Source organism: Sphingomonas sp. MM-1 (assembly GCF_000347675.2).
Lineage (GTDB): Bacteria > Pseudomonadota > Alphaproteobacteria > Sphingomonadales > Sphingomonadaceae > Sphingomonas_E > Sphingomonas_E fennica.
This window is the reverse complement of the sequence record NC_020561.1, coordinates 547,651-570,743: the sequence shown is the minus strand read 5'-3', so window position 1 is coordinate 570,743 and position 23,093 is coordinate 547,651. Positions and strand designations below refer to the sequence as shown.

Here is a 23,093-nt window from a genome sequence, read left to right as displayed (position 1 = left end):
GCGCGGCCATGCCCGTCGACAGCGCCGTCGCGAATCCGATCGCTTATTCCACCGCACCCCCGATCGCCGCCGGCCTGCTGGCCTGGTATGACCGGGCGGCGCGGCGCTTGCCATGGCGCGCGCCGCCGGGCGATCCGCCTGCCGATCCCTATCGCGTCTGGCTTTCCGAAGTGATGCTGCAGCAGACGACGGTGGCGGCGGTCGGCCGATACTTTGCCGAATTCACCCGGCGCTGGCCGACCGTGGAGGCGCTGGCGGCGGCCGACGATGCCGAGGTGATGGGCGCGTGGGCGGGGCTCGGCTATTATGCCCGCGCCCGCAACCTGATCGCCTGCGCGCGCGCGGTCGCGGCGGCGGGCGGGCGCTTTCCCGACGAGGAGGCCGGCCTGCGGGCCTTGCCGGGCATCGGCGATTATACCGCCGCCGCCATCGCCGCGATCGCCTTCGGCCGGCGGGCGGTGGTGGTGGACGCCAATGTCGAGCGCGTCGTCGCCCGGCTGTTCCGCATCGAAACGCCGCTGCCGGCCGCCAAGCCCGCGATTCGCGGAGCGGCGGACGGCATCACCCCCGACATGCGCGCCGGCGATTTCGCGCAGGCGATGATGGATCTGGGCGCCACCATCTGCACGCCCAAGCGGCCGGCCTGCGCGATCTGCCCGCTGATCGATCATTGCGCGGCCTTCCGCGCCGGCGATCCCGAACGGTTCCCGGCCAAGGCCCCCAAGGCGGCGCGGCCGGAGCGCAAGGGCACCGCCTTCTGGCTGGAGGCGGAGGGCGCGGTGCTGCTGGTCCGCCGGCCGGACAAGGGGATGCTGGGCGGCATGCGCGCGCTTCCGACCGGGCCGTGGACCGATGCCGATCCGGGCCTTGCCGGCGCGCCCCGATCGGCTGCGTGGCGATCGGCGGGGAAGGTGGCGCATGTCTTCACCCATTTCGCGCTGGAGCTGGATGTCGTCACCGCCGTCGCGCCCGGCCGCGATGCGGGGGAGGGGGAATGGTGGCCGGTCGCCCGCATCGGCGAGGCCGGCCTTCCCACCCTGTTTGCAAAGGCGGCGAGGCTCGCCCAGAAAGCGCGCGGAAAAGACGGAGAGTGACGGGCATGCACATGGCACCGGGTTTCACGGGATCGCCCCTCGAACGGATCGACAATGAACGCGATCATCCCGGCCTGCTGGCGGCGCGGGCCGGGGACCCGGCGGCGCTGCTGCTCCGCATGGAGGGGCTCGATCCCGTCGCCGCGCCGGACGGGCGGCTCGAATGGGCGCCGCTTGCCGAGGCGCCGGCCGGGGTGGAGCTGGCGCTGCTCGGCCTGATCGACGGGCGGCCGCGCTTCGTGGCGCTCGATCCGGCGGCGACGGGCAGCGGCCACAACCTGATCTGGCGGCTGCTGGATGGCCTGCCCGATGGCGAGGCCGGCACCTATGCCGCCGCGCGCAGCCTGGTGGACTGGCACGCCCGCCACCGTTTCTGCGCGCGCTGCGGCAACGAGACGCAGACGATGCGCGCCGGCTGGGCGCGGCGCTGCGGCGCGTGCGGGGCGGAACATTTCCCCCGCACCGATCCGGTGGTCATCATGCTCGCCGAATATCGGGGCCGGGTGCTGATCGGCCGCCAGCCGCGCTTTCCCGCCGGGCGCTATTCGGCGCTGGCCGGTTTCGTCGAAGTGGGCGAATCGATGGAGGAGGCGGTCGCCCGCGAGCTGTTCGAGGAAGCGGGCGTGCGGGCGACGCGGGTGCGCTATGTCGCCAGCCAGCCCTGGCCCTTTCCCTCATCGCTGATGATGGCCTGCATCGCCGATGTCGAATCGGATGCGGTGACGCTGGACGCCAACGAGCTGGAACATGCCATGTGGGTGGGGCGGGACGAGGTGGCCGCGGCGCTGGCGGGGGACCCTTCGGCGCCCTTCATCGCCCCGCCGCCTTATGCCATCGCCCACACGCTGTTCGCGCGCTGGCTGGACGGGGCCGGAGCCTGACGGCCCGGATCAGGCTTCCCCGCCGCGCGCCCGCGCCCTGGGATAGGTGCCGAGGATGCGGACCCATTTCGAATGGAAGGCCAGTTCCTCGAGCGCGCGGGCCACGGCCGGGTCCTCGGGATGGCCTTCGATATCGGCGTAGAATTCCGTCGCGGCGAAGCTGCCGCCCCGCTGGTAGCTTTCCAGCTTGGTCATGTTCACGCCGTTGGTCGCGAAGCCGCCCATCGCCTTGTAGAGCGCGGCGGGGATGTTCTTCACCTCGAAGATGAAGGTGGTCATCACCGGCCCGGCTTCCCGCACCGGCTGCCCGTCCAGCGCCAGGATCACGAAGCGGGTCATATTGTGTTCGGCATCTTCCAGCCCGTCGGCCAGGATATCAAGGCCGTAGAGCTGGGCGGCGGCCGGCGGCGCGATGGCGGCGGTGCGCTTCGCGCCGATTTCCGCCACCATGGCGGCGGCGCCGGCGGTGTCGGCATAGCTGATGGGGCGGAGACCCCGCGCGCGCAGCCAGTTGCGGCACTGGCCCAGCGCCTGCGGATGGCTCATCACCTCGGCCACGTCCTCCATCGCGCCGGTGCCCATCAGCGCGTAGCGGATCGGCAGGAAATGCTCGCCGGTGATGACGAGGCCCGATTCCGGCAGCAGGAAGTGGATGTCGGCCACCCGGCCGTGCAGCGAATTTTCGATCGGGATCATCGCGCGATCGGCGCGGCCCTCGCGCACGGCGTCGATCGCGTCCTCGAAGCTGAAGCAGGGGAGCGCCAGCCCCTCGGGAAAAGCCTGCTCCACCGCGATGTGCGAATTGGCGCCCGGCGCGCCCTGGAAGGCGACGGCGCGGGCGGGATCGGCCGCTGCGGCGGCCATCATCTGCGCGACGAGCGCGCGCGCGGGGGCAGGATAGCTTTCCATGTCGGCGGCGCGCTTAGGCCGGCCCACGCCCCGCCGCAACCCGATCCTTGGCGCGGGGACGGATAATGTCGCCGCCGCCGGCTTTTTGAGAATGATTCGCACAGATAAGCCGCGCTTGCGGTGCGAGACTCTCGAAACTAAAGGAAACCCGCTTTTGACCGCGCAGGGGAAGCGCGGCCCCCGAGGAGGTTTCGAAAAGGCATGGACAACCGTTTCAACACCATTGCTGGCTGGGCGCTGGCCGGCGGTATCGCGGCGCTCGGGCTCTCGATCCTTACGGGTGAATATTTCAAGGCCGAACGCCCCGAAAAGATGGGCTATGTGGTCGAAGGCGTCGAGGATGAAGGCGGCGAGGCGGCCGAGGCCGAAAAGCCGATCGCCTTCTATCTCGCCAGCGCCGATCCGGCCAAGGGCGCGGACGTGTTCAAGAAGTGCGCCGCCTGCCACAATGCCGACAAGGGCGGCAGCAACGCGCTCGGCCCCAACCTCTGGGGCGTGCTGGGCGAGCCGGTCGGCCAGGGCGCCCATGGCTTCGCCTTCTCCGAAGCGCTGAAGGGCAAGGGCGGCACCTGGGACTGGCAGAATCTGAGCGACTGGCTGCACAATCCGAAGAAGTTCGCGCCGGGCACGAAGATGACCTTCGCGGGCCTTTCCAAGCCCGAGGATCGCGCCAACATCATCGCCTATCTCAACCAGCAGAGCGACCATCCGAAGCCGCTTCCCGCCGTGCCGGCCGAAGCGGCGGCGGCACCCGCCGAAGGGGCGGCGCCCGCGGAAGGCAATGCTTCGGCCGAAGCCCCGGCCGCCGGCAACGAAGCGGCCCCCGCCGCCGCGCCCGCCACGCATTGATGCCGCGCGGAGGGGCCTGCCGCCCCTCCGTCCGCATGCCGCCGCCTCAACATGGTTGGGGCGGCGTTTTCATTTTCTGCCATCCCGCGATCGATCGGGCCGCAAAGTCCGCGTGCCCGCCGGCGCGTCCGCCGTCGCGGCCGATGGCGCCTTTGCGCGATAAGCCGTTGAAGCCGGCCGCGCGCCGCGCCATGATCGCGCAACAGGGCCACCAGGAGTTTCCCCAAGTCATGAAGATCGATTTTCGCTGGGCCGTCGCTGCGCTCGCGCTCACGGCTGCCGGTTGCGGCAAGCAGGACGCCACCGACAATGCGGCCGCGGCCGGCAACGCATCGGCCGCCGCCACCGCGCCCGCCGGCAAGGACTGGACCGAAACGGTGGTGAAGACGCCCGAGGGCGGATTCCGCATGGGCAATCCCGATGCGCCGGTGAAGCTCGTCGAATATGCCTCGCTCACCTGCCCGCACTGCGCCGACTTCTCCGAGCATGGCGTGCCGAAGCTGCGCGAGGATTATGTCCGCACCGGCAAGGTGAGCTGGGAATTCCGCACCTTCGTGCTGAACCCGGTCGATGTCTCGATCTCGCTGCTGGCGCGCTGCCAGGGCGAGGGGCCTTTCTTCAAGCTGGTCGAGCAGACCTATGCCGAGCAGAAGAACTGGGCGCCGAACATCAGCAAGATCAGCAATGCGGAAATCACCCGCATCCAGGGCCTGCCCGAAAGCCAGCAGTTCGGCGCGCTGGCGACGGCGGCGGGCATGGACGAATTCTTCCGGGCGCGCGGCCTTTCCAAGGAAAAGGCGGATCAGTGCCTGGCGGACAAGGCCGGCCTCGATCAGATCCTGGCGATTCGCGAACGCGGCGCCAACCAGGACAAGATCACCGGCACGCCTTCCTTCCTGATCAACGGCAAGCTTGCCGAAGGCGTGTATGACTTCAACTCGCTTTCGGCCGCGCTGAACACCGCGCTGGGCGGCTGAGGCCTCGGGGCCGGGGGGCATAGACCGCCATGCGGATCAGGCGGCTCAAGCTTTCGGGCTTCAAGAGCTTCGTCGAACCCTCCGAACTCCGCATCGAGCCGGGGCTGACGGGAATCGTCGGCCCCAACGGCTGCGGCAAATCCAACCTGCTGGAGGCGATCCGCTGGGCCATGGGCGAAAGCTCGGCCAAGTCGATGCGCGGCGGCGGCATGGAAGACGTGATCTTCGCCGGCACCACCCAGCGGCCGGCGCGCGATTTCGCCGAGGTTTCCATCCTGGTCGATCGCGCCGCCACGGGTGACGGGCAGGAAGGCGAGGTGGAGATCGTCCGCCGCATCGAACGCGGCGCCGGTTCCGCCTATCGCATCAACGGCCGGGATGTCCGCGCCAAGGATGTGGCGCTGCTGTTCGCCGACGCGGCGACCGGCGCCCATTCGCCCGCGCTGGTCAGCCAGGGGCGCATCGCCGCCGTGATCGCGGCCAAGCCCACCGAGCGGCGGCAGATGCTGGAGGAGGCCGCCGGCATCGCCGGCCTCCACGTCCGCCGCAAGGATGCCGAACAGAAGCTCCGCGCCACCGAGGCCAATCTCGCCCGGCTGGACGAGCTGCTCGCCGACATGGACGTGCGTGCGAATGCGCTGCGGCGGCAGGCGCGCGCGGCGGAGCGATATCGCCAGCTTTCCGATCAGATCCGGCTGGCCGAGGCGCGGCTGATCTATGCCCGCTGGCGGGAGGCGGCGGCCGCCGCCGATGCCGCGAAGGCCGAGGCGGCGGCCGCCGAAGCCGCCGTCCAGGCCGCCGCCGAGGCCCAGCGCGCCGCCGCCGCCCATCAGGCCGAGGCGGTGCGCGCGGTGGGCGATGCGCGGGCCAGGGCGCAGGCGACGCGGGAGGCGGCGGCGGAGGCCGGCCACCAGCTCACCACGTTGCGGGCCGAGCGCACGACGCTGGAAAGCCGCCTTGCCGAGCTTGCCCGCCAGGGCGAGACCCTGGAGCGGGATCGGGCGCGCGAGGATACGCTGGCGGTGGATGCCTCCGCCGCGCTCGCCCGGCTGGCCGAGGAGGACAAGGCGCTCGCCGCCGCGCGGGCCGGCGCCGATGCCGAGCAGGCGGGCTTCGCCGCGCGGGTAAGCGAGGCCGAGGGCGCCGCGCGCGACGCGGAGGTTGCGCTCGCCCATGCGGTTGCCGAACAGGCGGCGGAGCAGGCCGAGGTCCGCGTCGCCCAGGCCGCGCTGGCCGCCGCCCGCCAGCGGCTCCAGCGCGCCGAGGCCGAGCGCGCGCGGGCCGAGGCCGATGTCGCGGCGCTGCCGGATGCGGAGCCGCTTCTCGCCCGGCAGCAGGAGGCGCTGGCCCGGCGCGATGCGGCGCAATCCACCGCCGCCGACGCCACGGCCGCCATCACGACGGCCGAGGCGGAGCGGGATGCCGCCGCCGCCCGGCGCGATGGCGCGGAAAGCGAAGCCGCCGCCGCCCGCGCGGCGCTGGCGGCGCTTGAAAGCGAATTCCAGGCGCTGACGCGAGGGCTGGCTTCCGATGCCGGCGGCGATCAGGCGCTGGGCAAGGTGCGTGCCGCCCCCGGCTATGAGCGGGCGCTGGCGGCGGCGCTTGGCGACGAGCTTTCCGCGACCGTCGGGCCTGCCGGCAAGCGCCGCTGGGCGGGCGCGGATCGCCATCCCTCCGATCCTGCCTTGCCGGCCGGCGTGGAGGCGCTGGCGGCCTGGGTGGAGGCGCCGGCCGAGCTGGCGCGGCGGCTGGCGCAGGTGGGCGTGGTGGATGCGGATGACGGCGCGATCCGCCTTGCCGCCGGCCAGCGCCTCGTCACCCGCGACGGGCGCATGCGGCGCTGGGACGGCTTCGTCGCCGAGGATGTCGGCGCGGCCGCCGCCGAGCGGCTGATCCGGGTCAATCGCCTCGCCGCGATCGGGCAGGCGCTGCCGCCGGCGCGCGCGGCGGTGGAGCAGGCTGGCGCGGCGGTGGCGGCGGCGCAGGCGGCGTTCGCTGCCGCCCGTGCCGCGATCGATGACGGCCGCCGCCGGCTCGCCGATGCCGAGAATGCGATGCGGGCCGCGGTGCGCGATGCCGATCAGGCGGGCACCGCGATCGAGCGGCTGGCCGGCCAGCGGGCGACGCTGGAGCAGCGCGCCGAGCGGGCGGCCGCCGAGCGCACGGAGGCGGCGGATGCGGCCGCCCAGGCCGAGGCGGGCATGGCGGCCTTGCCGGATGGGCTGGCGACGGCCCGCAAGGTCGATCAGCTCCGCCAGGCCAACGATGCCGCCCGTTCCAGCCTGGCCGATCTGCGCGCCGCGCTGGCCACGCTCCGCCAGCGGATCGAGGCGGATGCCCGCCGGCTGGAGGCGGTGCGCGCCGAATCGAAGAGCTGGCGATCGCGCGCGGGCGATGCCGCCCGCCGGATCGACGAGATGGCGAAGCGGGCTGATGCGGTGGCGAAGGAGCAGGCGGCGCTGGCCGAGGCGCCCGCCCGGCTGGATGCCCGCATCGCCGCGCTGGAAGAGGAAGCGGCCGGGGCGAAAGCCGCCGCTGCCGAAGCCCGCGAGGCCGAGCGCGTGGCCGAGGATCGGCTCCGCCAGGCCGAACGGGCGGCGGCGGAGAGCGGCGAGGCGCTGGCCGCCGCGCGCGAGGGGCGGGCAGGGGCGGCCGCCCGGCACGAGAATCAGGAATTGCGCCGCGTGGAGATGGGCCGCATCTCCGGCGAGCGCTTCGGCTGCCCGGCGCCGGTGCTGCCCGAGAAGATCGGCTTCGCCAGCGGGGAGGTGGGGGATGCCGCCGCCCAGTCGGCCACGCTGGACCGCCTGACCGCCGATCGCGAACGGCTGGGCCCCGTCAACCTCGTCGCCGAAACCGAGCTGGCGGAGCTGGAGGAAGCGCGCGCCACCGGCCAGGCCGAGCGCGATGAGCTGGGCGAGGCGATCCACCGCCTGCGCGGATCGATCGGCAGCCTCAACCGGGAGGGGCGGGCGCGCCTGCTGGCGGCGTTCGAGGCGGTGGACCAGCATTTCCGCCGGCTGTTCACCACGCTGTTCGCGGGCGGGGAGGCGCATCTCGCGCTCACCGAATCGGATGATCCGCTGGAGGCGGGGCTGGAGATCATGGCCCAGCCGCCGGGCAAGAAGCTGGCGGCGCTCACCCTGCTTTCCGGCGGGGAACAGGCGCTGACGGCGGTGGCGCTGATCTTCGCCCTGTTCCTCACCAATCCCGCGCCGATCTGCGTGCTGGACGAGGTGGACGCGCCGCTGGACGACGCGAATATCGAACGTTTCTGCGACCTGCTCGATCGGATGACGCAGGAAACCGAGACGCGCTACCTGATCGTCACCCACAATGCGGTGACGATGGCGCGGATGCATCGGCTGTTCGGCGTCACCATGGTGGAACGTGGGGTCAGCCGGCTGGTATCGGTGGATCTGGGCGGGGCGGAAAGGCTGCTGGCGGCGGAATAGGCCGCCCTTGTCTGGCCGCCGCAAGCGCCCATCTGCCCCTTTGGAAACAGCCTTGGAGCATCGGCATGAGCGACCAGCCCACCATCGCCCTGAACGACGGCCGCGATATTCCGCAATTCGGCCTGGGCGTGTTCCAGATGCCGCCGGCCGATACCGAGCCGCTGGTCGCGGCGGCGATCCGGCTGGGCTACCGATCGGTCGATACCGCCGCTTATTATCGCAACGAGGCGGAGGTGGGCGCCGCCGTGCGCGCTTCGGGCAAGCCGGTTTTCGTCACCACCAAGCTGTGGATGGCGGACATGGGCTTCGATACGGCGCTGGCCGCGCTCGACCGCAGCCTCGCCAATCTCGGCACGGAGAGCGTGGACCTCTATCTCATCCACTGGCCGGTGCCGTCGCGCGACCTCTATGTCGAAAGCTGGAAGGCGCTGATCCGCGCGCGGGACGAGGGCAAGGCGAAGTCGATCGGGGTCTCCAACTTCGCCATCCCCCATCTCGAACGGATCATCGGCGAAACCGGCGTGGTGCCGGCGGTCAACCAGGTGGAGCTGAACCCCGGCTTCCAGCAGCGCGAGCTGCGCGCCTTCCACGCCGCGCACGGCATCGCGACCGAAAGCTGGGCGCCGCTGGGGCGGGGCCGGCTGCTGGACGATGCCGCCATCGCCCGGATCGCCGCGCGGCACGGCCGCACGCCCGCGCAGGTGCTGACCCGCTGGCATATCGAAAAGGGGCTGATCGTTTTCCCCAAGACATCCAGCGAGGCGCGGCTGCGGGAAAATCTGGGCGCGCTCGATTTCCGGCTGGATGCGGAGGACATGGCCGCGATCGATGCCCTGGACAGCCCGGACGGGCGGCACGGCCCCGATCCCATGTCGATGTAGCTCACCCTTCCGCCAGCGCCAGCGCGGCGCCCAGATCGGCCACGAACCTTTCATATTCGGCGCGCGCATCGGCCTTGTCGGCGATCCGCAGCAGGAAGCTCGGATGGATCGTCACCCGGCCGAGGCCGCCGTCCGCCAGCTCGATCGTCCGGCCGCGCGTGCCGCCGATCGTTACTATCTTGCCGATCAGCGCGCGGGCGGCCGTGGCCCCCAGCGCCAGCGTGACGCGGGGGCGGACCAGCGCCCGTTCGCGATCGAGCCACCAGCGGCAGGCGGCGATCTCGCCCCCGTCCGGCTTCTGGTGCAGCCGCCGCTTGCCGCGCGGCACGAACTTGAAATGCTTGACCGCGTTGGAAAGGTAGACGCGATCCCGGTCGATGCCGGCTTCCGCCAGCGCGCGATCCAGCATCCGCCCCGCCGGGCCGACGAAGGGGCGGCCCTGCCGATCCTCCTGATCGCCCGGCTGCTCGCCCACCAGCATCAGCGTGGCATCGGCCGGGCCTTCGCCGAACACCGTCTGCGTGGCGTTGCGCCAGAGGTCGCAGCGGCGGCAGCCGGCCGCCGCCTCGCGCAGGCTTCGCCATTCCTTTTCGGGCCGATCGGCCATGCCCTTTCCCGTGCTTCCAGGGGCGTTCCATGCATCCAACGCGGGGCGGGGCGCTATTCTCCCCCATCGGCGCGGTTGAACCCGGCGGGTTGAATCTGTAGAGGCGACGTCCATATCCGGCCGCGAAGCCGCAAGCCTTGCCGAAAGATCGATCGCCGATGCTGTTCACCTTCCTTCTCGTTGTCCACGCGATCATCGCGGCGGCGCTCGTCACCGTGATCCTGATGCAGCGTTCGGAAGGCGGCGGCCTGGGCGTCGGCGGCAGCCCCACCGGGCTGATGAGCGCGCGCGGCGCGGCCGATTTCCTCACGCGGGCGACGACGATCCTCGCCACCTTGTTCATCGTCATGTCGATCGGCCTGGCCGCGATGGCGACGATGCAGCGCGCCCCGCGCGAGATCGATCAGTCGCTCGCCCGCCAGCCCGCGCCGCAGGGCGAGGCTCCGGCCGCCGCTCCCACGGCGCCGGCGGTGCCCGCCAATGACGCGGCGGCGCCCGCCAACAGCGCGGTTCCGCTCGCACAATGATCCCGGCGCCCGGATGACCGGGCGTCCGTCCATCGCATAACCGGCCTTCACGCGTCGGCGGCTTCGCTGGCGCGCTCGGTCGTTTTTTTGGAGTTCCTGCCTTGCTCCCTACCTCCACTCGCGGCTAAGCCATTTCTCCCATGGCGCGGTACATATTCATCACCGGCGGCGTGGTCTCCTCGCTCGGCAAGGGTCTCATGGCGGCAAGTCTTGCTGCCCTCCTGCAGGCGCGTGGCTATCGGGTCCGCATTCGGAAATTCGATCCCTATCTCAACGTCGATCCGGGCACGATGAGCCCGTATCAGCACGGCGAGGTCTACGTGACGGACGACGGGGCCGAGACGGACCTCGATCTCGGCCATTATGAACGCTTTACCGGCGTTCCTTCCCGCCAGTCCGACAATATCACCACGGGCCGGATCTATCAGAACATCATCGCCAAGGAACGGCGCGGCGACTATCTGGGCGCCACCGTCCAGGTGATCCCGCACGTGACGGACGCGATCAAGGAATTCGCCCGCGCGGAGACGGACGACCTGGATTTCGTGCTGTGCGAGATCGGCGGCACGGTGGGCGACATCGAATCGCTGCCCTTCATGGAGGCGATCCGCCAGCTCCGGAACGATCTGGGCCGGGGCAATTCGGTGTTCGTGCACCTGACGCTGGTGCCCTATATCGCGGCGGCAGGCGAGCTGAAGACCAAGCCGACCCAGCATTCGGTGCGCGACCTCACCTCGCTGGGCATCCAGCCCGACGTGCTGGTCTGCCGTTCGGATCGGCCGCTGCCCGCCAGCGAGCGCGCCAAGATCGCCCTGTTCTGCAACGTGCCGGCCGATGCGGTGATCCCCGCGCTCGATGCCAGCACCATCTACGGCGTGCCGCTGCAATATCATGCCGAGGGGCTGGACCGCGCGGTGCTGGCCGCCTTCGGCATCGAGGCGGCGGGATCGCCCGATCTTTCGCGCTGGGACGATATCGTCGACCGCATCGTCAACCCGGAAGGGGAGGTGACGATCGGCGTCGTCGGCAAATATACCGGCCTGCTCGACGCCTATAAGTCGCTGCACGAGGCGCTCGTCCACGGCGGCATCGCCAACCGGGTCAAGGTGAACATCCGCTGGATCGATTCGGAGCTGTTCGAGGCGCCGGAATCGGACATCGCCGCCAGCCTGGAGCCGTGCCACGCCATCCTCGTGCCCGGCGGCTTCGGCGAACGCGGATCGGAAGGCAAGATTTCCGCCGTCCGCTTCGCCCGCGAACGCAACGTGCCCTTCTTCGGCATTTGCCTGGGCATGCAGATGGCCTGCATCGAAGGCGCGCGGAACCTCGTGGGCATCGCCGATGCCTCCACCACGGAATTCGGGCCTACCGAGAATCCGGTCGTCGGCCTCATCACCGAATGGAAATCGGCGCGCGGCATGGAAGTGCGCACGGCCGACGGCGATCTGGGCGGCACGATGCGGCTGGGCGCCTATCCGGCGCGGCTTTCCGGCAACAGCCGGGTCGCTTCGATCTACAATGCCACCGACATTTCGGAACGGCATCGCCATCGCTACGAAGTGAACATCAACTATCGCGAGCCGCTGGAAGCCAAGGGGCTGATCTTCTCCGGCATGTCGCCCGACGGCGCCCTGCCCGAGATCGTCGAGCGGCCGGACCATCCCTGGTTCATCGGCGTGCAGTTCCACCCGGAGCTGAAGTCCAAGCCGTTCGATCCGCACCCGCTGTTCGCCAGCTTCGTGGCGGCGGCGCTGGAGCAGAGCCGGCTCGTCTGACGCCGGGCGCGGGGGCCGGCCGGAAAGGACGGTTCCCGCGCTTTCTCAAAAACGCCGCGTAATTCCCAGATAAAGCTCGATATCCGGCGTCGCGTGGTTCAGCCCCGCATTGGCGCCGGCATCGAACTGCATATCCTCGCCCGATTGCAGGGCGAAGGAGAGCCCCGCCAGCAGCTGCGTCGAATGGCCGGCGGGATCGCGATCGCGATAGGCGGCCATCTCGATCGTTGCCGAAACCGCGTCGCTCATCGCCACGCCCAGGCCGGCGGCGGTGCCGTAGGAAAGGTGGCGGCCGTCGCGGTCCTCGTCCACGGCGGCGTCGATTTCCGGCGTCAGCGCGATCTGGAAACGATCGGAAAGATCGTAGCTGAGCGGCACCAGGAGGCCCGCGCCCCAATCGCCTGCGCCGATGGCATGGCCGCCGGCCGGCAGCGTCGCATAAGGCTGCACCGCGACCGCGAAGCCGCCGCCGTCCGGCCGGGCGAGGTTGCGGCGGACGGCCAGGGTGACGTCGCCGACCCCCGAAGCCTTGTCCACCGCGCCGGTCGCCCTGTCGCGCGTGCGGACGTGGCCGAAGGCCGTCCAGCCCAGTTGCGCCTCGATATGTTCGCCAAGGCCCACGCGCAGCAGGAAATCGCCCGCGCTTATCGTATCGGTGCGGCTGTCCGGCTGGCGATCCATCGTCCAGTCGCCGATCCCGGCCTCGATCTGCACCCGGCCCGGATCGAGCGTGCAGGCCGGGGTGCCGATTCCCGGCCGGTCGGGGCAGAGATCGCGGCCTTCCCCGGCGACGGCGGGGCCGGCGGCGATCACCCCGAGCAGCAGGGCGGCCAAAGCGGGGCGGTGCATCATGCGGAAGGCCTGTTTCCGGTTGGGTGTCACCCCATCATAGAGGAAGCTTGTCGGCGGTGGCGGCCGGCGCGGTCTTTCGGGCGGCCTTCGCGGCCTCGCCATAGCTGTGCCAGGTGAAGATCGCCGCCGCGCCGCGATGCGGCCGCCATTTTTCCGCGATCTCGCGCGTCAGCTTTTCCGAAGGGCGATCGGCGAGGCCCATCAGCCTTCCCACCTCGATCTGGACGGCAAGATCGCCCGCCGGCCACATGTCCGTCCGCCCTTCCGCGAACAGCAGATAGATCTCGGCGGACCAGCGGCCGATGCCCTTGATGTCGACCAGCTGGGCGATCGCCTCCTCATCATCGTCGGGCATGGATTCGAGGTTCAGCCGGCCGGAGGTGACATGATCGGCAAGGCTGCGCGCATAGCCGCTTTTCTGCCGCGAAAGCCCCGCCGCGCGCAGCGTCTCGTCCGATGCCGCGGCCAGCGCCGCCGGGTCCGCCGCCGATCCCAGCGCGGCCTCCAGCCGGTTCCACACGGCGTTCGCGGCATGCACGCTCACCTGCTGGCCGATGATCGTGCGCAGCAGCGTCTCATAGCCGCGCGCCCGGATGCGCGGCTCGGGATAGCCGATCTCGCCCAGCCGCACCGCGAAGGCATTTTCGAAGCCTGCCAGTGCATCCAGCCCCGCCTTCAGCTGTTCCGCCGTCAATCCCATGTCGCGTCCGCCCTTGATTTCGCTGGCTTGGACAGACATAGCCGCCCGTAAACAGGCTCGCATGAGCGAGGGGAGAAGCCATAATGCCGAAGCTGTTCGTCGTCACGCGCGAAGGGGAAGAGAAGGTCGTCGATGGCCAGATTGGCCTGACGGTGATGGAAAATATCCGCGACAACGGCTTTGACGAGCTTCTGGCGCTGTGCGGGGGCTGCTGTTCCTGCGCGACCTGCCATGTCCATGTCGACGCGGCCGATTTCGACAAGCTCAAGCCCATGGGCGACGACGAGAACGACCTGCTCGACAGTTCCGACCATCGCGTCGCGACTTCGCGCCTGTCCTGCCAGATCCCGTTCACCGAAGAGCTGGACGGGCTGCGCGTCACCATCGCACCGGAGGATTGATCCTATGCCTGCCGCCCGCATCTACCAGCGGTCGAAGAACGCCATGCAGTCCGGCCGCGCCCGCGCCGGCCAGTGGGTGCTGGAATATGAACCGCGCGAGGCGAAGCGCCCCGATCCGCTCACCGGCTGGGCCGGATCGGGCGACACGCGCGAGCAGGTGAGGCTGGTCTTCCCGTCGCTGGACAAGGCGCGGGCCTATGCGGAGGCCGAGGGCCTTACCGCGTCGGTCGTGCCGGCCGCGCCCAAGACGCTGCGCATCCGCACCTATGCGGAGAATTTCCTTTAAGTGATCGGGCCGTGGCGGGCGCTTCGCGTGCCTCGCCCGGCCGGATGCACCGGAAACTTCCGCTCGTGTCGAGCCGGGTCGAAAGGCCCGGCCCGAGCGGGCAGGGGCGGCTGCCGGCGTCATGGGATGCCGGCGGGTGCGGCATTTCATCCGATTCCGGCGGAACAATCCCGAGATTGCAACCGCTTTTCCCACATGCCCGGTTCCCGTTCGCTGCAACCGACCTTATGGTCGAGCGTTACGCCACCGGATCGATACGGGCGAATAGGGAGAAGATGATGCGCTACCTCACGATATTGCCGCTCGCCATGGCGGGGATGCTGGGTGCCTGCGCCACCAGCGGGGCAGGCGGCGGCGCGGAGCCGCCGGCGCCGGCCGCCACCACCGCCAGCGTCGCGCTGGCCGGGCCGGACGGGGCGTCGCTGGGCAGCGCCACGCTCACCCAGCTTGACGGCGGCGTCCGCGTCGCGGTGGAGGGCCAGGGGCTGCCGCCGGGCGCCCACGGCCTGCACCTTCACATGGTGGGCCTGTGCGAGGGGCCGGGCTTCGTCAGCGCCGGCACCCATTGGAACCCCACCCACATGGTCCACGGCAAGGATGCGCAGGGCGGCCCGCATTGGGGCGACCTGCCGAACCTTATCGTCGGCACCGACGGGGCCGGCCGCGTCGAGGCGACCATTCCCGGCGCGCGGCTGACGGGCGGCGACAATCCGCTGATCGATGCGGACGGCGCGGCGCTGGTCGTCCACGCATCGCCGGACGATTATCGCACCGATCCCACCGGCAATAGCGGTGGCCGCATCGCCTGCGGGGTGGTCGTTCCCAACTGATCTTCCGTTAACGGGCGGCCCTGGGCTCCGGGCGGCTTCTCCGCGAAGCCGCTTTGGCCTAAGGCCGCCCGGTTCGTTTCCGGGAGATCGCCCTTGTCCATCGATGTTTCGTCCAGGCCCGCCGTGCTGTTCGTCTGCCTCGGCAATATCTGCCGTTCGCCGCTGGCGGAGGCCGCCTTCCGCGAGGAAGCGGCGCGGATCGGCCTGGATGCGGAGATCGATTCGGCCGGCACGGGCGACTGGCATCTCGGCCACGCGCCGGACAAGCGCGCCCAGGCGGTGGCCCGGCGCAACGGCATCGACATTTCCGGCTATCGCGCCCGCCAGGTGACGCCGGACGATTTCAGGCGGTTCAGCCATATCGTCGCGCTCGATGCCAACAACTTCGCCGATCTGCGCGCGCTGAGCCCGGCCGATGCGACGGCGGAGCTTTCGCTGCTCCTCGATCATGTGCCGGGCCGGGAAGGGCAGGCGGTGGCCGATCCCTATTATGGCGACGAGGCGGGTTTCGACATCACCTGGGCGGATGTCATGGCCGGCGCGCGCGGGCTGGCGGACCGGCTGAAGGGCTGAGACAGGGTTTCAGCGGCTTTCAATCCAACGGGTAGCGGGCCGCGATCTCGTAGGTCGCGCCCTCGCTGCCCAGCCGGCTTTCGTAGAGGCAGAAATTGTCGATCTCCTCGGCCGGCCCGGAAAGCCCGGCGGCCTGCGACAGCATCGCTTCCACCGGCCCCGCATGCCGGCCGAAGCGGGCGATGGTGATGTGGGGCAGGAAGGCCCGCGTGTCGGGCGCGATGCCGACGCGGGTGAGCGCCTGATCCACCTTGTTGTGGAGCGCCGTCACCTCATCATGCGGGGTCACGCCCGCCCACAGGCTGTCGATCCGGTCGCGCCGGTCGAACTGGCCGAGCCCGTCCAGCGCCAGCAGGAAGCGCGGATGGTGGATCGCGCCCAGCGCCGCCGCCACGTCCTCCGCCACATGCCGGTCCACCTCGCCGATGAAACGCAGGGTCAGGTGGAGCTGCGCATCATCCTGCCAGCGCGCGCCGGCGATGCCGCCCATGATGCCGCGCAGCGCCTGCCGCATCGCGCGCGGCGGCCGGATGGCTACGAACAGCCGGTGCATGGGCTTCTCCGCAATATCATGTTACAGGTGTCTCCGTTGAAAAGGCGCGGCAATCCGCCGATATTGGCCCTGAGCGGCGCGAATTGCGACCGCGGATATGGAGTTTGATGGCGATGGCAAACTGGTCCGACCCCCGGACGACCGCAGCGGCGAGGCCGACGGCCGCCGGCACGCGCGACGCCGCGATCGACGCGGGTCTGCGCTCCTACATGCTTTCGGTCTATAATTACATGGCATCGGGCGTGCTGCTCACGGGCATCGTCGCCTATCTGTTCGCGCGTTCGGGCATGGCGGAAGCCGTGTTCTCGGGCGGGCCGCTGCGCTGGGTGATCATCCTCGCGCCGCTGGCCTTCGTGATGGTGCTGAGCTTCGGCATCAACCGGCTGTCGACCTTCGCGGCGCAGGCGCTGTTCTGGGCCTTCGCGACGGTGATGGGCCTTTCGATGTCCACGATCTTCCTGATCTATGGCGGCGTCGACATCGCCCAGGCCTTCTTCGCGACCGCGGCCGCCTTCGCCGGCCTCAGCCTCTACGGCTACACCACGAAGCGCGACCTTTCGGCCTTCGGCACCTTCCTGATCATGGGCGTCGTCGGCCTGATCGTGGCGAGCCTCATCAACCTGTTCGTGCAGTCGAGCGGGATGGCGCTGGTGATCAGCTTCCTCGGCGTGCTGATCTTCGCGGGCCTCACCGCCTATGACACGCAGAAGATCAAGAGCATGTATTTCTACGTGGCCGGCACCGACATGGTCGGCAAGACGGTCATCATGGGCGCGCTGTCGCTGTATCTCGACTTCGTGAACATGTTTACCTTCCTGCTCCAGCTCATGGGCAATCGCGACTGATCCTGGCCGCGAGGCGCATGAAAAAGGCCCGGTGGAGCGATCCGCCGGGCCTTTTTCTTGTGCGGGGGAGGGCCGAGGTTCAGGCCGCGGCGGCCGCCGCATCGTCCAGTTCGGCGGCGCGGGCATAGGCCGGGCGCGCCTGGATGCGATCGACATAGCGGCGGAAGGACGGGCGCTCCTCGATCGATTTGAACATCAGGCCGAAGGCGATCTGCGATCCGGCATAGACGTCCGCCGCCGTGAAGCTTTCCCCGCAGAAATAGGGCCGTTCGGAGAGCAGGACATCCAGCACGTCGACGACATTCTCGTAGCAGCCATAGCCCACGAAGGCGCGCTGCTCGTGCGTGGGCACCGCCTTCAGCGTCTTGTCCGTCACCGCCGCCTCGATCGGGCCGGCCGCGAAGAACAGCCAGCGATAATAATCCGCCCGCTCCGTGGTGGGCGGCGCCAGGCCGGCGGCGGGGAAGGCATCGGCCAGATAGGCGCAGATCGCCGCCGCCTCGGTGACGACGGCGCCGCCATGGCGGATCGCGGGCACCTTGCCCATCGGGTTGATCGCCAGATAATCCGGCCCCTTCATCGCGGGGCCGTAGCCGACGACCTCGGTGCGATAGGGGCCGCCGACCTCCTCCAGCATCCAGCGGACGATGCGTCCGCGCGACTGCGGGTTGGTGTAGAATATCAGCTCGCTCATCCCAGCCTCTCCTTCAGGAACCGGATCGTCCGGTCCCAGGCAAGATCGGCCGCCGCCTTGTTGTAGCGTTCGGCCGAGGTGTCGTTGTTGAAGGCGTGGAAGGTGCCTTCGTAGAAATAGGATTGCACCGGCACGCCGGCCGCCTTCAGCGCCTCGATCCAGGGCTTGGCGGTGGCGTTCACCCGCTCGTCCGTGCCGGCATAATGGAGCAGCATCGCCGCCTTCACCCTGGCGGCTTCGGCCGGATCGGGGGCGGGGCCGTAATAGGGCACGGCCGCGCTCAGCGCCGATCCCGCCGCAACGGCGATCCGGTTGGCCATGGCGCCGCCCCAGCAGAAGCCGACCGCGCCGACCTTGCCGTTGCCGGCCTTGTCGGTCTTCAGCCAGCGCACCGTGGCGGCGCCATCCTGCACGGCGGCCGCGAGGTCGAGCGCGCCGATCATCTCGCGCGCCTTCGCCTCGTCCGCCGGCGTGCCGCCCGCGGGCGAAAGGAAATCGGGCGCCACCGCCAGGAAGCCTTCCAGCGCCACCCGACGCGTCACGTCGCGGATATGATCGTTGAGGCCGCGATTCTCGTGGATCACCAGCACGGCGGGCAGGGGGCCTTTGGCATTGGCGGGGCTGGCGCGATAGCCCGTCATCGTCCGGTCGGTGCCGGTCTTCCAGCTCGCCTCGCCGGTCTTGAGCCTCTTGTCGTCGGCGGGCACGATCGCGGCGGCGGCGGGATCGGCGGCGATGGCGGCGGCCAGCGCGTTGGCGGCGGCGGCGCTCCCGGCCAGCGTGGTCAGTTCCGCCAGGAAGGCGCGGCGGTTGTGATGGTCGTGGGTGAAACGGTCGTAGAGCGCGATCGCGCGGGCACGGAGATCCTTGTCGGTCATCGCCTCTCCCTCCATCCCATCCGGGGCGGCATGGTGTAACCTGCCCCGGGGGATGAAGGCCAGCGCTTCCGAATGTCGGGGGGGACTCGCCGAATCCTCCCCCGAACGCGCCCTTATTGCGGCTTGGCCCGATATTTATCGAACCAGGCGAGGATCGCCGATGCCTTGGAGGCTGATTGCGACGGGCGGGCGGCGATGCCGCCATGCGACGCTTCCGGCACCTTCACCAGCGCGGTGGGGATGCCGCGGAGCTGGAGTGCCGAATAATATTGCTCGGCCTCGCTCACCGGCGTCCGATAATCCTCGCTGCCGACGACGACGAGGGTCGGCGTCTTGACGTTGCCGACCAGCGAGAGGGGCGAGCGGTTCCAATAGGCCTGCGGGTCCTCCCACGGGAACTTGCCGAACCAATATTTGGCGAAGAAGGGCGTCATGTCCGCCGTCAGCACGAAGCTGGCCCAGTCGATCACCGGCTTCTGGGTGGCGGCCGCCTTGAACCGGTCGGTCTTGCCGACGATCCAGGCGGTCAGCACGCCGCCGCCCGATCCGCCGGTGACGAACAGGTTGTCGGCATCGATCGATCCGGTGGCGATGGCGGCATCCACGGCGGCCATCAGGTCGCCATAGTCGTCGCCGGGATAGGCGTGGTGGATCAGGTTGGCGAATTCGGCGCCATAGGATGTCGATCCGCGCGGGTTGACGTAGAGCACCGCGTAGCCAGCCGCCGCATAAAGCTGGTTGTCGCTGGCGAAGGCCGGGCCGTAGGCGGCGAAGGGGCCGCCATGGATTTCCAGGATCATCGGATATTTCTTCGCCGGATCGAAATCGGGCGGCGTCACCAGCCAGGCATCGATCGCGCGGCCGTCCGCCGCCTTCACCGGGATCTGGCGCACCTGGCCCAGCGCCTTGGCGCCCAGCAGCTCCTCGTTGAGCCGGGTCAGGCGCCGGCTCTTGCCGCCGGATGCGATGGAAACGTCCGCCGGGCGCTGCGGATCGCCGCTGGTGAAGGCGACGGCGCCGTTGCGGGCGACGCTGAACGATCCGCCGGAATAGGGACGGTCGATCTGGCTGCTGGTCATGCCGGTGGCGACGGTGGTGAGCTTGCCGTCCAGCGTCACGCGGGCGACGCGGGTCGATCCGTGATCGTCATATTGCACGTAGAGCGAGCGCCCGTCCGCCGCCCATTCGGCATCGTCGATGCTGCGGTCCAGCGCGGTGGTGATCGCGCGCGCATTGCCGCCGTCGCGATCCATCACATAGAGGAGCGCGTTTTCGTAACCGCGATATTTGTCGTCATAGCCCAGATAGGCGATGCGCTTGCCGTCCGGCGACACCACTGGCCGCGCATCGGGGCCGAGGCGGTCGGTGAGCGCGGTCAGCTTCGCCGTCGCCACGTCCAGCGCGTAGATTTCGGGATTGTTGGGCTCGCGCTGCCAGTTCTTGCTGCGATCGGCGCTCAGCAGGATGGTCCGGCCGTCCGGCGTCCAGGACAGCGGGCCATCATGGTTGAAGGCGCCGAAGGTGAGCTGGCGCGGCGCGCCGCCATCGGCGGGAACGACGAAGACATGATCGTAGCCCGGCTTCAGATAGCCGGCGCCGTCCGCGCGATAGACGATGGAGGAGATCACCTCCAGCGGCGGCGCCCATTTGGCGCCTTCGGGCTTGGCGGGCGGCGTGCCGAGCTTCATCCCTTCGTCCGGCACGGACATGATGAAGGCGATCCGCGTTCCATCCGGCGACCAGGAAATGGCGCTCGGGCCATCGGGCAGGGTGGCGACGCGCGCGGTGGCGCCGGTATCCATCCAGCGGACGAAAAGCTGGGCAGCGCCGCCTTCGGCCGTGGAGACATAGGCGATGCGCTTGCCGTCCGGCGACCAGCGCGGCTGGCTGTGCGATCCGGTGCCGGCCACCAGCGGGGTCTGCGCGCCCGTCTTGGCATCCACCAGCCAGATCGTCGCGCGGGCGCGATCGGTCATCACGTCGTTGGACCGGCGGACATAGGCGATCATCGCGCCGTCCGGGCGGATCTGCGGATCGGTGGCGACCTCCAGCGAGAAAAGGTCGCTGCCCTGCAGCAGGCGCGACGGCCCTTCGGCGGGCGCGGAGATGGCGGGCACGGAAACGAGGGCGAGCGCCGTCGCGGCGGCCAGGCGTAAGATCATGATATTCTAGCCCCTTAAGCTGATCGCCTTGCCTCGCGCTTTTTGCGGCCGGCCGCAAGGGGGCAGGGTGGCCGCCGCCCGTGATAATGCCGATTCGTCTGTTCGGGGCGGACGCGCTATAGGCGCCGCCAAGAATCACCCTTCATCTCCATTCTGCTCGGGAAAATCGCCCCATGAAGTTCTTCGTCGATACCGCCGACACCCAGGAAATCGCCGATCTCGCCGCCACCGGCCTGCTGGACGGCGTCACCACCAATCCCTCGCTGATCGCCAAGTCGGGCCGCAAGTTCCTCGAGGTGGTCGAGGAGATTTGCGGTCTGGTGGACGGCCCGGTCTCGGCCGAGGTCGTGGCGCTCGACCATGACACGATGATGAAGGAAGCGGCGATCCTGCGGAAGATCGCGCCCAACGTCTGCATCAAGGTGCCGCTGACGGTCGACGGCCTCAAGACCTGCAAGAAGCTGTCGGACGATGGCTGCATGGTCAACGTAACGCTCTGCTTCTCGGCCAACCAGGCGCTGCTCGCCGCCAAGGCCGGCGCGACCTTCATCTCGCCCTTCGTCGGCCGGCATGACGATATCGGCTTCGATGGCATGCAGCTCATCTCCGATATCCGGATCATCTACGACAATTATGATTTCGCGACCGAAATCCTCGTCGCCAGCGTCCGCCACCCGATCCACATCCTCGAAGCCGCCAAGATCGGCGCGGACGTGATGACCGCCCCGCCGGCGGTGATCCGCGCGCTGTTCAACCACCCGCTGACCGACAAGGGCATCCAGGGCTTCCTGGCCGATTGGGCCAAGACCGGCCAGACCATCGGCTAAGGTTTCTGTCGCTGCCCACAGCCCCGCAAGGCATGGTTGTGGGCAGTAGCTTTTTAACCAAGTCTCTGTAAGTTTGGCTCTCATGGGCCAGCTTCTCGATTTCGAAGGGCATGCGGTCGCGTCGCTCCGGCGGCGCGTGGCGGAGGTGGAAGAGGCCAATCAGGACCTCATCGCCTTCGCGCGCGGCCATTCGGGCGCCGTCGCCGCCATCCATCAGGCGGTGATCGATGCGCTGGAAGCCGACGGGCTCGATCATCTCATCCACGTCATCACCCAGGCCTGGCCGCACACGCTGGGCCTCGATGCGGTATCGCTCGCCTTGTTCGTCGAGGATGGGGCGATGCGCGCCGATGCGTCCGGGCTCCAGATCGTCGATCGCAGGCTGCTCGAACGCGCCGTCGGCGATGGCGAAGGGGTGGTGCTGCGCGGCGTGGAGCGGGGCCATCCGCTGTTCGGCCCGGCTTCCGATCTCATCCGTGCCGAGGCGCTGATCCGGCTGGATGGCACGCCGCCGCAGCCGTCCGGCCTGCTGGCGCTCGGCCAGCGCCGCCCGCAAGGCTTCGAGACGCGGCACGGATCGGAATTGCTGCTCTTCCTTGGCCAGGCGGTTTCGCGCATGATCGGGCGGTGGTTGCCCTAAGCCTTCAGGATCATCCCGCCCGCATGCTCGCGGCCGATTGGGGAAAGCATCTCGCGCTGGATCGCCGCCGGTCGGCGCATACCGTGCGCGCTTATGTGGCGACGGCGCATCGGCTGATCGCCTTTCTGGGCCAGCATCGCGGGCAGGCGGTGGATGCGGCGCTGCTCGCGGCACTGGAACCGGCCGATCTGCGCGCCTTCCTCGCGGCGCGGCGGGGGGATGGCATCGGGAATCTCTCCGCCGCGCGGGAGCTTTCGGCCGTGCGCGGCTTCCTGCGCCATGTCGCCGGCGATGCGCCCCGCCTGCGCGGCCCCCGCGTCAAGCGCGGCGTGCCGCGTCCCGTCGCACCCGCCGATGCGGTGGCGCTGGCGGAGGAGGCGGCCGAGGATGCGAGCCTGCCCTGGATCGCGGCGCGCGATCTCGCCGTGCTGCTGCTGCTCTACGGCTCCGGCCTGCGCGTGGGCGAGGCGGTGGGCCTGACCGGGGCGGTGCTGCCGCTGGGCGATGCGATCCGCGTCACCGGCAAGCGCGGCAAGACGCGCATCGTGCCCCTGCTGCCGCGCGTGCGCGAGGCGATCGAGGATTATCTGGCGCAATCCCCGTGGGGCGCCGCGCGGGACATGCCGCTGTTCCGGGGCGCGCGGGGCGGGCCGCTTTCCGCCGATATCGTCCGCCGCGCGGTGCGGGGCGCGAGGGGGCGGCTGGGGCTTTCCGGCAGCGCGACGCCGCATGCGCTGCGCCACAGCTTCGCCACGCATCTGCTGGGGCGCGGCGTGGACCTGCGTTCTCTACAGGAATTGCTGGGCCATGCCAGCCTGTCCTCGACCCAGGTCTATACGTCCGTCGATGCCGCGCATCTGATGGACGTCTATCGCAACGCCCATCCACGCGCCTGAA

24 protein-coding genes are annotated in these 23,093 nt (G+C 69.8%); 16 read left to right on the top strand and 8 right to left on the bottom strand.

The features are described 5' to 3' along the window. Window positions 1–8: 8 nt before the first annotated feature. Window positions 9–1,094: an A/G-specific adenine glycosylase gene (locus G432_RS02670; protein WP_015457273.1), complete on the top strand. Its 1,086-nt coding sequence runs from the start codon at window positions 9–11 to the stop codon at window positions 1,092–1,094. A 5-nt stretch (window positions 1,095–1,099) separates the two neighbouring features. After that, window positions 1,100–1,975 (top strand): NAD(+) diphosphatase, encoded by an 876-nt coding sequence (gene nudC / locus G432_RS02665; RefSeq protein ID WP_015457272.1) that lies wholly within the window; start codon window positions 1,100–1,102, stop codon window positions 1,973–1,975. Window positions 1,976–1,984: 9 nt separating this feature from the next. Here the strand turns inward: nudC and G432_RS02660 are convergent, their stop codons facing one another. Beyond that, window positions 1,985–2,884, bottom strand: a complete 900-nt coding sequence (locus tag G432_RS02660) for a prephenate dehydratase (RefSeq protein ID WP_041865092.1) — start codon at window positions 2,882–2,884, stop codon at window positions 1,985–1,987. Between the two features lie 201 nt (window positions 2,885–3,085). Between G432_RS02660 and G432_RS02655 the strand changes: the two genes are divergently transcribed. The 4 genes from G432_RS02655 (at window position 3,086) to G432_RS02640 (ending at window position 9,046) form a co-directional block, all read left to right on the top strand. After that, entirely contained in the window at window positions 3,086–3,733 is a 648-nt protein-coding gene (locus G432_RS02655) for a c-type cytochrome (RefSeq protein WP_015457270.1), read from the top strand. A 230-nt stretch (window positions 3,734–3,963) separates the two neighbouring features. Next, the gene (locus G432_RS02650) at window positions 3,964–4,710 is read left to right on the top strand and encodes a thioredoxin domain-containing protein (RefSeq protein WP_015457269.1); all 747 of its coding nucleotides are present in this window, start codon (window positions 3,964–3,966) and stop codon (window positions 4,708–4,710) included. 29 nt (window positions 4,711–4,739) lie between these two features. After that, a complete protein-coding gene (gene smc, locus G432_RS02645; protein ID WP_015457268.1) occupies window positions 4,740–8,165 on the top strand; it encodes a chromosome segregation protein SMC in 3,426 nt (1,141 codons plus the stop codon). A gap of 65 nt (window positions 8,166–8,230) precedes the next feature. Beyond that, window positions 8,231–9,046 (top strand): aldo/keto reductase, encoded by an 816-nt coding sequence (locus tag G432_RS02640; protein WP_015457267.1) that lies wholly within the window; start codon window positions 8,231–8,233, stop codon window positions 9,044–9,046. Window position 9,047: 1 nt separating this feature from the next. Here the strand turns inward: G432_RS02640 and G432_RS02635 are convergent, their stop codons facing one another. Further along, window positions 9,048–9,653 carry a UdgX family uracil-DNA binding protein gene (locus G432_RS02635; RefSeq protein WP_015457266.1) on the bottom strand — a complete coding sequence of 202 codons (606 nt, stop codon included), beginning with the start codon at window positions 9,651–9,653 and terminating at the stop codon, window positions 9,048–9,050. A 158-nt stretch (window positions 9,654–9,811) separates the two neighbouring features. Here G432_RS02635 and secG point away from each other — a divergent pair, with 158 nt between their 5' ends. Next, entirely contained in the window at window positions 9,812–10,180 is a 369-nt protein-coding gene (gene secG, locus G432_RS02630; RefSeq protein WP_015457265.1) for a preprotein translocase subunit SecG, read from the top strand. 140 nt (window positions 10,181–10,320) lie between these two features. Continuing rightward, window positions 10,321–11,955 carry a CTP synthase gene (locus G432_RS02625; protein WP_015457264.1) on the top strand — a complete coding sequence of 545 codons (1,635 nt, stop codon included), beginning with the start codon at window positions 10,321–10,323 and terminating at the stop codon, window positions 11,953–11,955. A gap of 45 nt (window positions 11,956–12,000) precedes the next feature. Here the strand turns inward: G432_RS02625 and G432_RS02620 are convergent, their stop codons facing one another. Beyond that, the gene (locus G432_RS02620; RefSeq protein WP_015457263.1) at window positions 12,001–12,804 is read right to left on the bottom strand and encodes a transporter; all 804 of its coding nucleotides are present in this window, start codon (window positions 12,802–12,804) and stop codon (window positions 12,001–12,003) included. 37 nt (window positions 12,805–12,841) lie between these two features. After that, window positions 12,842–13,507 (bottom strand): DNA-3-methyladenine glycosylase family protein, encoded by a 666-nt coding sequence (locus G432_RS02615; RefSeq protein WP_015457262.1) that lies wholly within the window; start codon window positions 13,505–13,507, stop codon window positions 12,842–12,844. Between the two features lie 83 nt (window positions 13,508–13,590). On the opposite strand from G432_RS02615, the gene G432_RS02610 reads away from it, so the two are divergent. The 4 genes from G432_RS02610 to G432_RS02595 all read left to right on the top strand — a co-directional run bounded on the left by G432_RS02610 (window position 13,591) and on the right by G432_RS02595 (window position 15,597). Further along, entirely contained in the window at window positions 13,591–13,908 is a 318-nt protein-coding gene (locus tag G432_RS02610; protein WP_015457261.1) for a 2Fe-2S iron-sulfur cluster-binding protein, read from the top strand. A 4-nt stretch (window positions 13,909–13,912) separates the two neighbouring features. Continuing rightward, window positions 13,913–14,194, top strand: a complete 282-nt coding sequence (locus G432_RS02605; RefSeq protein WP_015457260.1) for an ETC complex I subunit — start codon at window positions 13,913–13,915, stop codon at window positions 14,192–14,194. Between the two features lie 275 nt (window positions 14,195–14,469). Beyond that, complete coding sequence (locus G432_RS02600; protein WP_041865089.1) at window positions 14,470–15,024, top strand: superoxide dismutase family protein; 555 nt, start codon at window positions 14,470–14,472, stop codon at window positions 15,022–15,024. 93 nt (window positions 15,025–15,117) lie between these two features. Continuing rightward, window positions 15,118–15,597 carry a low molecular weight protein-tyrosine-phosphatase gene (locus G432_RS02595; protein WP_015457258.1) on the top strand — a complete coding sequence of 160 codons (480 nt, stop codon included), beginning with the start codon at window positions 15,118–15,120 and terminating at the stop codon, window positions 15,595–15,597. Window positions 15,598–15,616: 19 nt separating this feature from the next. On the opposite strand, the gene thpR is transcribed toward G432_RS02595, so the two are convergent. Next, entirely contained in the window at window positions 15,617–16,150 is a 534-nt protein-coding gene (thpR, locus tag G432_RS02590; protein WP_015457257.1) for an RNA 2',3'-cyclic phosphodiesterase, read from the bottom strand. Window positions 16,151–16,263: 113 nt separating this feature from the next. Between thpR and G432_RS02585 the strand changes: the two genes are divergently transcribed. Beyond that, window positions 16,264–16,995 carry a Bax inhibitor-1/YccA family protein gene (locus G432_RS02585; protein ID WP_015457256.1) on the top strand — a complete coding sequence of 244 codons (732 nt, stop codon included), beginning with the start codon at window positions 16,264–16,266 and terminating at the stop codon, window positions 16,993–16,995. 79 nt (window positions 16,996–17,074) lie between these two features. Here the strand turns inward: G432_RS02585 and G432_RS02580 are convergent, their stop codons facing one another. From G432_RS02580 to G432_RS02570, 3 genes are all read right to left on the bottom strand, one after another. Further along, the gene (locus G432_RS02580) at window positions 17,075–17,689 is read right to left on the bottom strand and encodes a glutathione S-transferase family protein (RefSeq protein WP_015457255.1); all 615 of its coding nucleotides are present in this window, start codon (window positions 17,687–17,689) and stop codon (window positions 17,075–17,077) included. Continuing rightward, the gene (locus G432_RS02575; RefSeq protein ID WP_041865088.1) at window positions 17,686–18,567 is read right to left on the bottom strand and encodes a dienelactone hydrolase family protein; all 882 of its coding nucleotides are present in this window, start codon (window positions 18,565–18,567) and stop codon (window positions 17,686–17,688) included. The genes G432_RS02580 and G432_RS02575 overlap by 4 nt, the downstream gene beginning before the upstream one ends. 113 nt (window positions 18,568–18,680) lie before the next feature. Then, a complete protein-coding gene (locus tag G432_RS02570) occupies window positions 18,681–20,729 on the bottom strand; it encodes an alpha/beta hydrolase family protein (protein ID WP_015457253.1) in 2,049 nt (682 codons plus the stop codon). Between the two features lie 173 nt (window positions 20,730–20,902). Between G432_RS02570 and fsa the strand changes: the two genes are divergently transcribed. The 3 genes from fsa to G432_RS02555 all read left to right on the top strand — a co-directional run bounded on the left by fsa (window position 20,903) and on the right by G432_RS02555 (window position 23,092). Beyond that, a complete protein-coding gene (fsa, locus tag G432_RS02565) occupies window positions 20,903–21,556 on the top strand; it encodes a fructose-6-phosphate aldolase (RefSeq protein WP_015457252.1) in 654 nt (217 codons plus the stop codon). Window positions 21,557–21,638: 82 nt separating this feature from the next. Beyond that, entirely contained in the window at window positions 21,639–22,196 is a 558-nt protein-coding gene (locus G432_RS02560; RefSeq protein WP_015457251.1) for a DUF484 family protein, read from the top strand. 23 nt (window positions 22,197–22,219) lie between these two features. After that, window positions 22,220–23,092, top strand: coding sequence for a tyrosine-type recombinase/integrase (locus G432_RS02555; RefSeq protein WP_015457250.1), 873 nt, complete (start codon window positions 22,220–22,222; stop codon window positions 23,090–23,092). Window position 23,093 lies beyond the last annotated feature (1 nt).

What these genes read in the sequence shown, in the direction of transcription:
- G432_RS02670 (WP_015457273.1), top strand. Translation starts at nt 9, where the DNA reads ATGCCCGTCGACAGCGCCGTCGCGAATCCGATCGCTTATTCCACCGCA.
- nudC (WP_015457272.1), top strand. Translation starts at nt 1,100, where the DNA reads ATGCACATGGCACCGGGTTTCACGGGATCGCCCCTCGAACGGATCGAC.
- G432_RS02660 (WP_041865092.1), bottom strand. Translation starts at nt 2,884, where the DNA reads ATGGAAAGCTATCCTGCCCCCGCGCGCGCGCTCGTCGCGCAGATGATG.
- G432_RS02655 (WP_015457270.1), top strand. Translation starts at nt 3,086, where the DNA reads ATGGACAACCGTTTCAACACCATTGCTGGCTGGGCGCTGGCCGGCGGT.
- G432_RS02650 (WP_015457269.1), top strand. Translation starts at nt 3,964, where the DNA reads ATGAAGATCGATTTTCGCTGGGCCGTCGCTGCGCTCGCGCTCACGGCT.
- smc (WP_015457268.1), top strand. Translation starts at nt 4,740, where the DNA reads ATGCGGATCAGGCGGCTCAAGCTTTCGGGCTTCAAGAGCTTCGTCGAA.
- G432_RS02640 (WP_015457267.1), top strand. Translation starts at nt 8,231, where the DNA reads ATGAGCGACCAGCCCACCATCGCCCTGAACGACGGCCGCGATATTCCG.
- G432_RS02635 (WP_015457266.1), bottom strand. Translation starts at nt 9,653, where the DNA reads ATGGCCGATCGGCCCGAAAAGGAATGGCGAAGCCTGCGCGAGGCGGCG.
- secG (WP_015457265.1), top strand. Translation starts at nt 9,812, where the DNA reads ATGCTGTTCACCTTCCTTCTCGTTGTCCACGCGATCATCGCGGCGGCG.
- G432_RS02625 (WP_015457264.1), top strand. Translation starts at nt 10,321, where the DNA reads ATGGCGCGGTACATATTCATCACCGGCGGCGTGGTCTCCTCGCTCGGC.
- G432_RS02620 (WP_015457263.1), bottom strand. Translation starts at nt 12,804, where the DNA reads ATGCACCGCCCCGCTTTGGCCGCCCTGCTGCTCGGGGTGATCGCCGCC.
- G432_RS02615 (WP_015457262.1), bottom strand. Translation starts at nt 13,507, where the DNA reads ATGGGATTGACGGCGGAACAGCTGAAGGCGGGGCTGGATGCACTGGCA.
- G432_RS02610 (WP_015457261.1), top strand. Translation starts at nt 13,591, where the DNA reads ATGCCGAAGCTGTTCGTCGTCACGCGCGAAGGGGAAGAGAAGGTCGTC.
- G432_RS02605 (WP_015457260.1), top strand. Translation starts at nt 13,913, where the DNA reads ATGCCTGCCGCCCGCATCTACCAGCGGTCGAAGAACGCCATGCAGTCC.
- G432_RS02600 (WP_041865089.1), top strand. Translation starts at nt 14,470, where the DNA reads ATGATGCGCTACCTCACGATATTGCCGCTCGCCATGGCGGGGATGCTG.
- thpR (WP_015457257.1), bottom strand. Translation starts at nt 16,150, where the DNA reads ATGCACCGGCTGTTCGTAGCCATCCGGCCGCCGCGCGCGATGCGGCAG.
- G432_RS02585 (WP_015457256.1), top strand. Translation starts at nt 16,264, where the DNA reads ATGGCAAACTGGTCCGACCCCCGGACGACCGCAGCGGCGAGGCCGACG.
- G432_RS02580 (WP_015457255.1), bottom strand. Translation starts at nt 17,689, where the DNA reads ATGAGCGAGCTGATATTCTACACCAACCCGCAGTCGCGCGGACGCATC.
- G432_RS02575 (WP_041865088.1), bottom strand. Translation starts at nt 18,567, where the DNA reads ATGACCGACAAGGATCTCCGTGCCCGCGCGATCGCGCTCTACGACCGT.
- G432_RS02570 (WP_015457253.1), bottom strand. Translation starts at nt 20,729, where the DNA reads ATGATCTTACGCCTGGCCGCCGCGACGGCGCTCGCCCTCGTTTCCGTG.
- fsa (WP_015457252.1), top strand. Translation starts at nt 20,903, where the DNA reads ATGAAGTTCTTCGTCGATACCGCCGACACCCAGGAAATCGCCGATCTC.
- G432_RS02560 (WP_015457251.1), top strand. Translation starts at nt 21,639, where the DNA reads ATGGGCCAGCTTCTCGATTTCGAAGGGCATGCGGTCGCGTCGCTCCGG.
- G432_RS02555 (WP_015457250.1), top strand. Translation starts at nt 22,220, where the DNA reads ATGCTCGCGGCCGATTGGGGAAAGCATCTCGCGCTGGATCGCCGCCGG.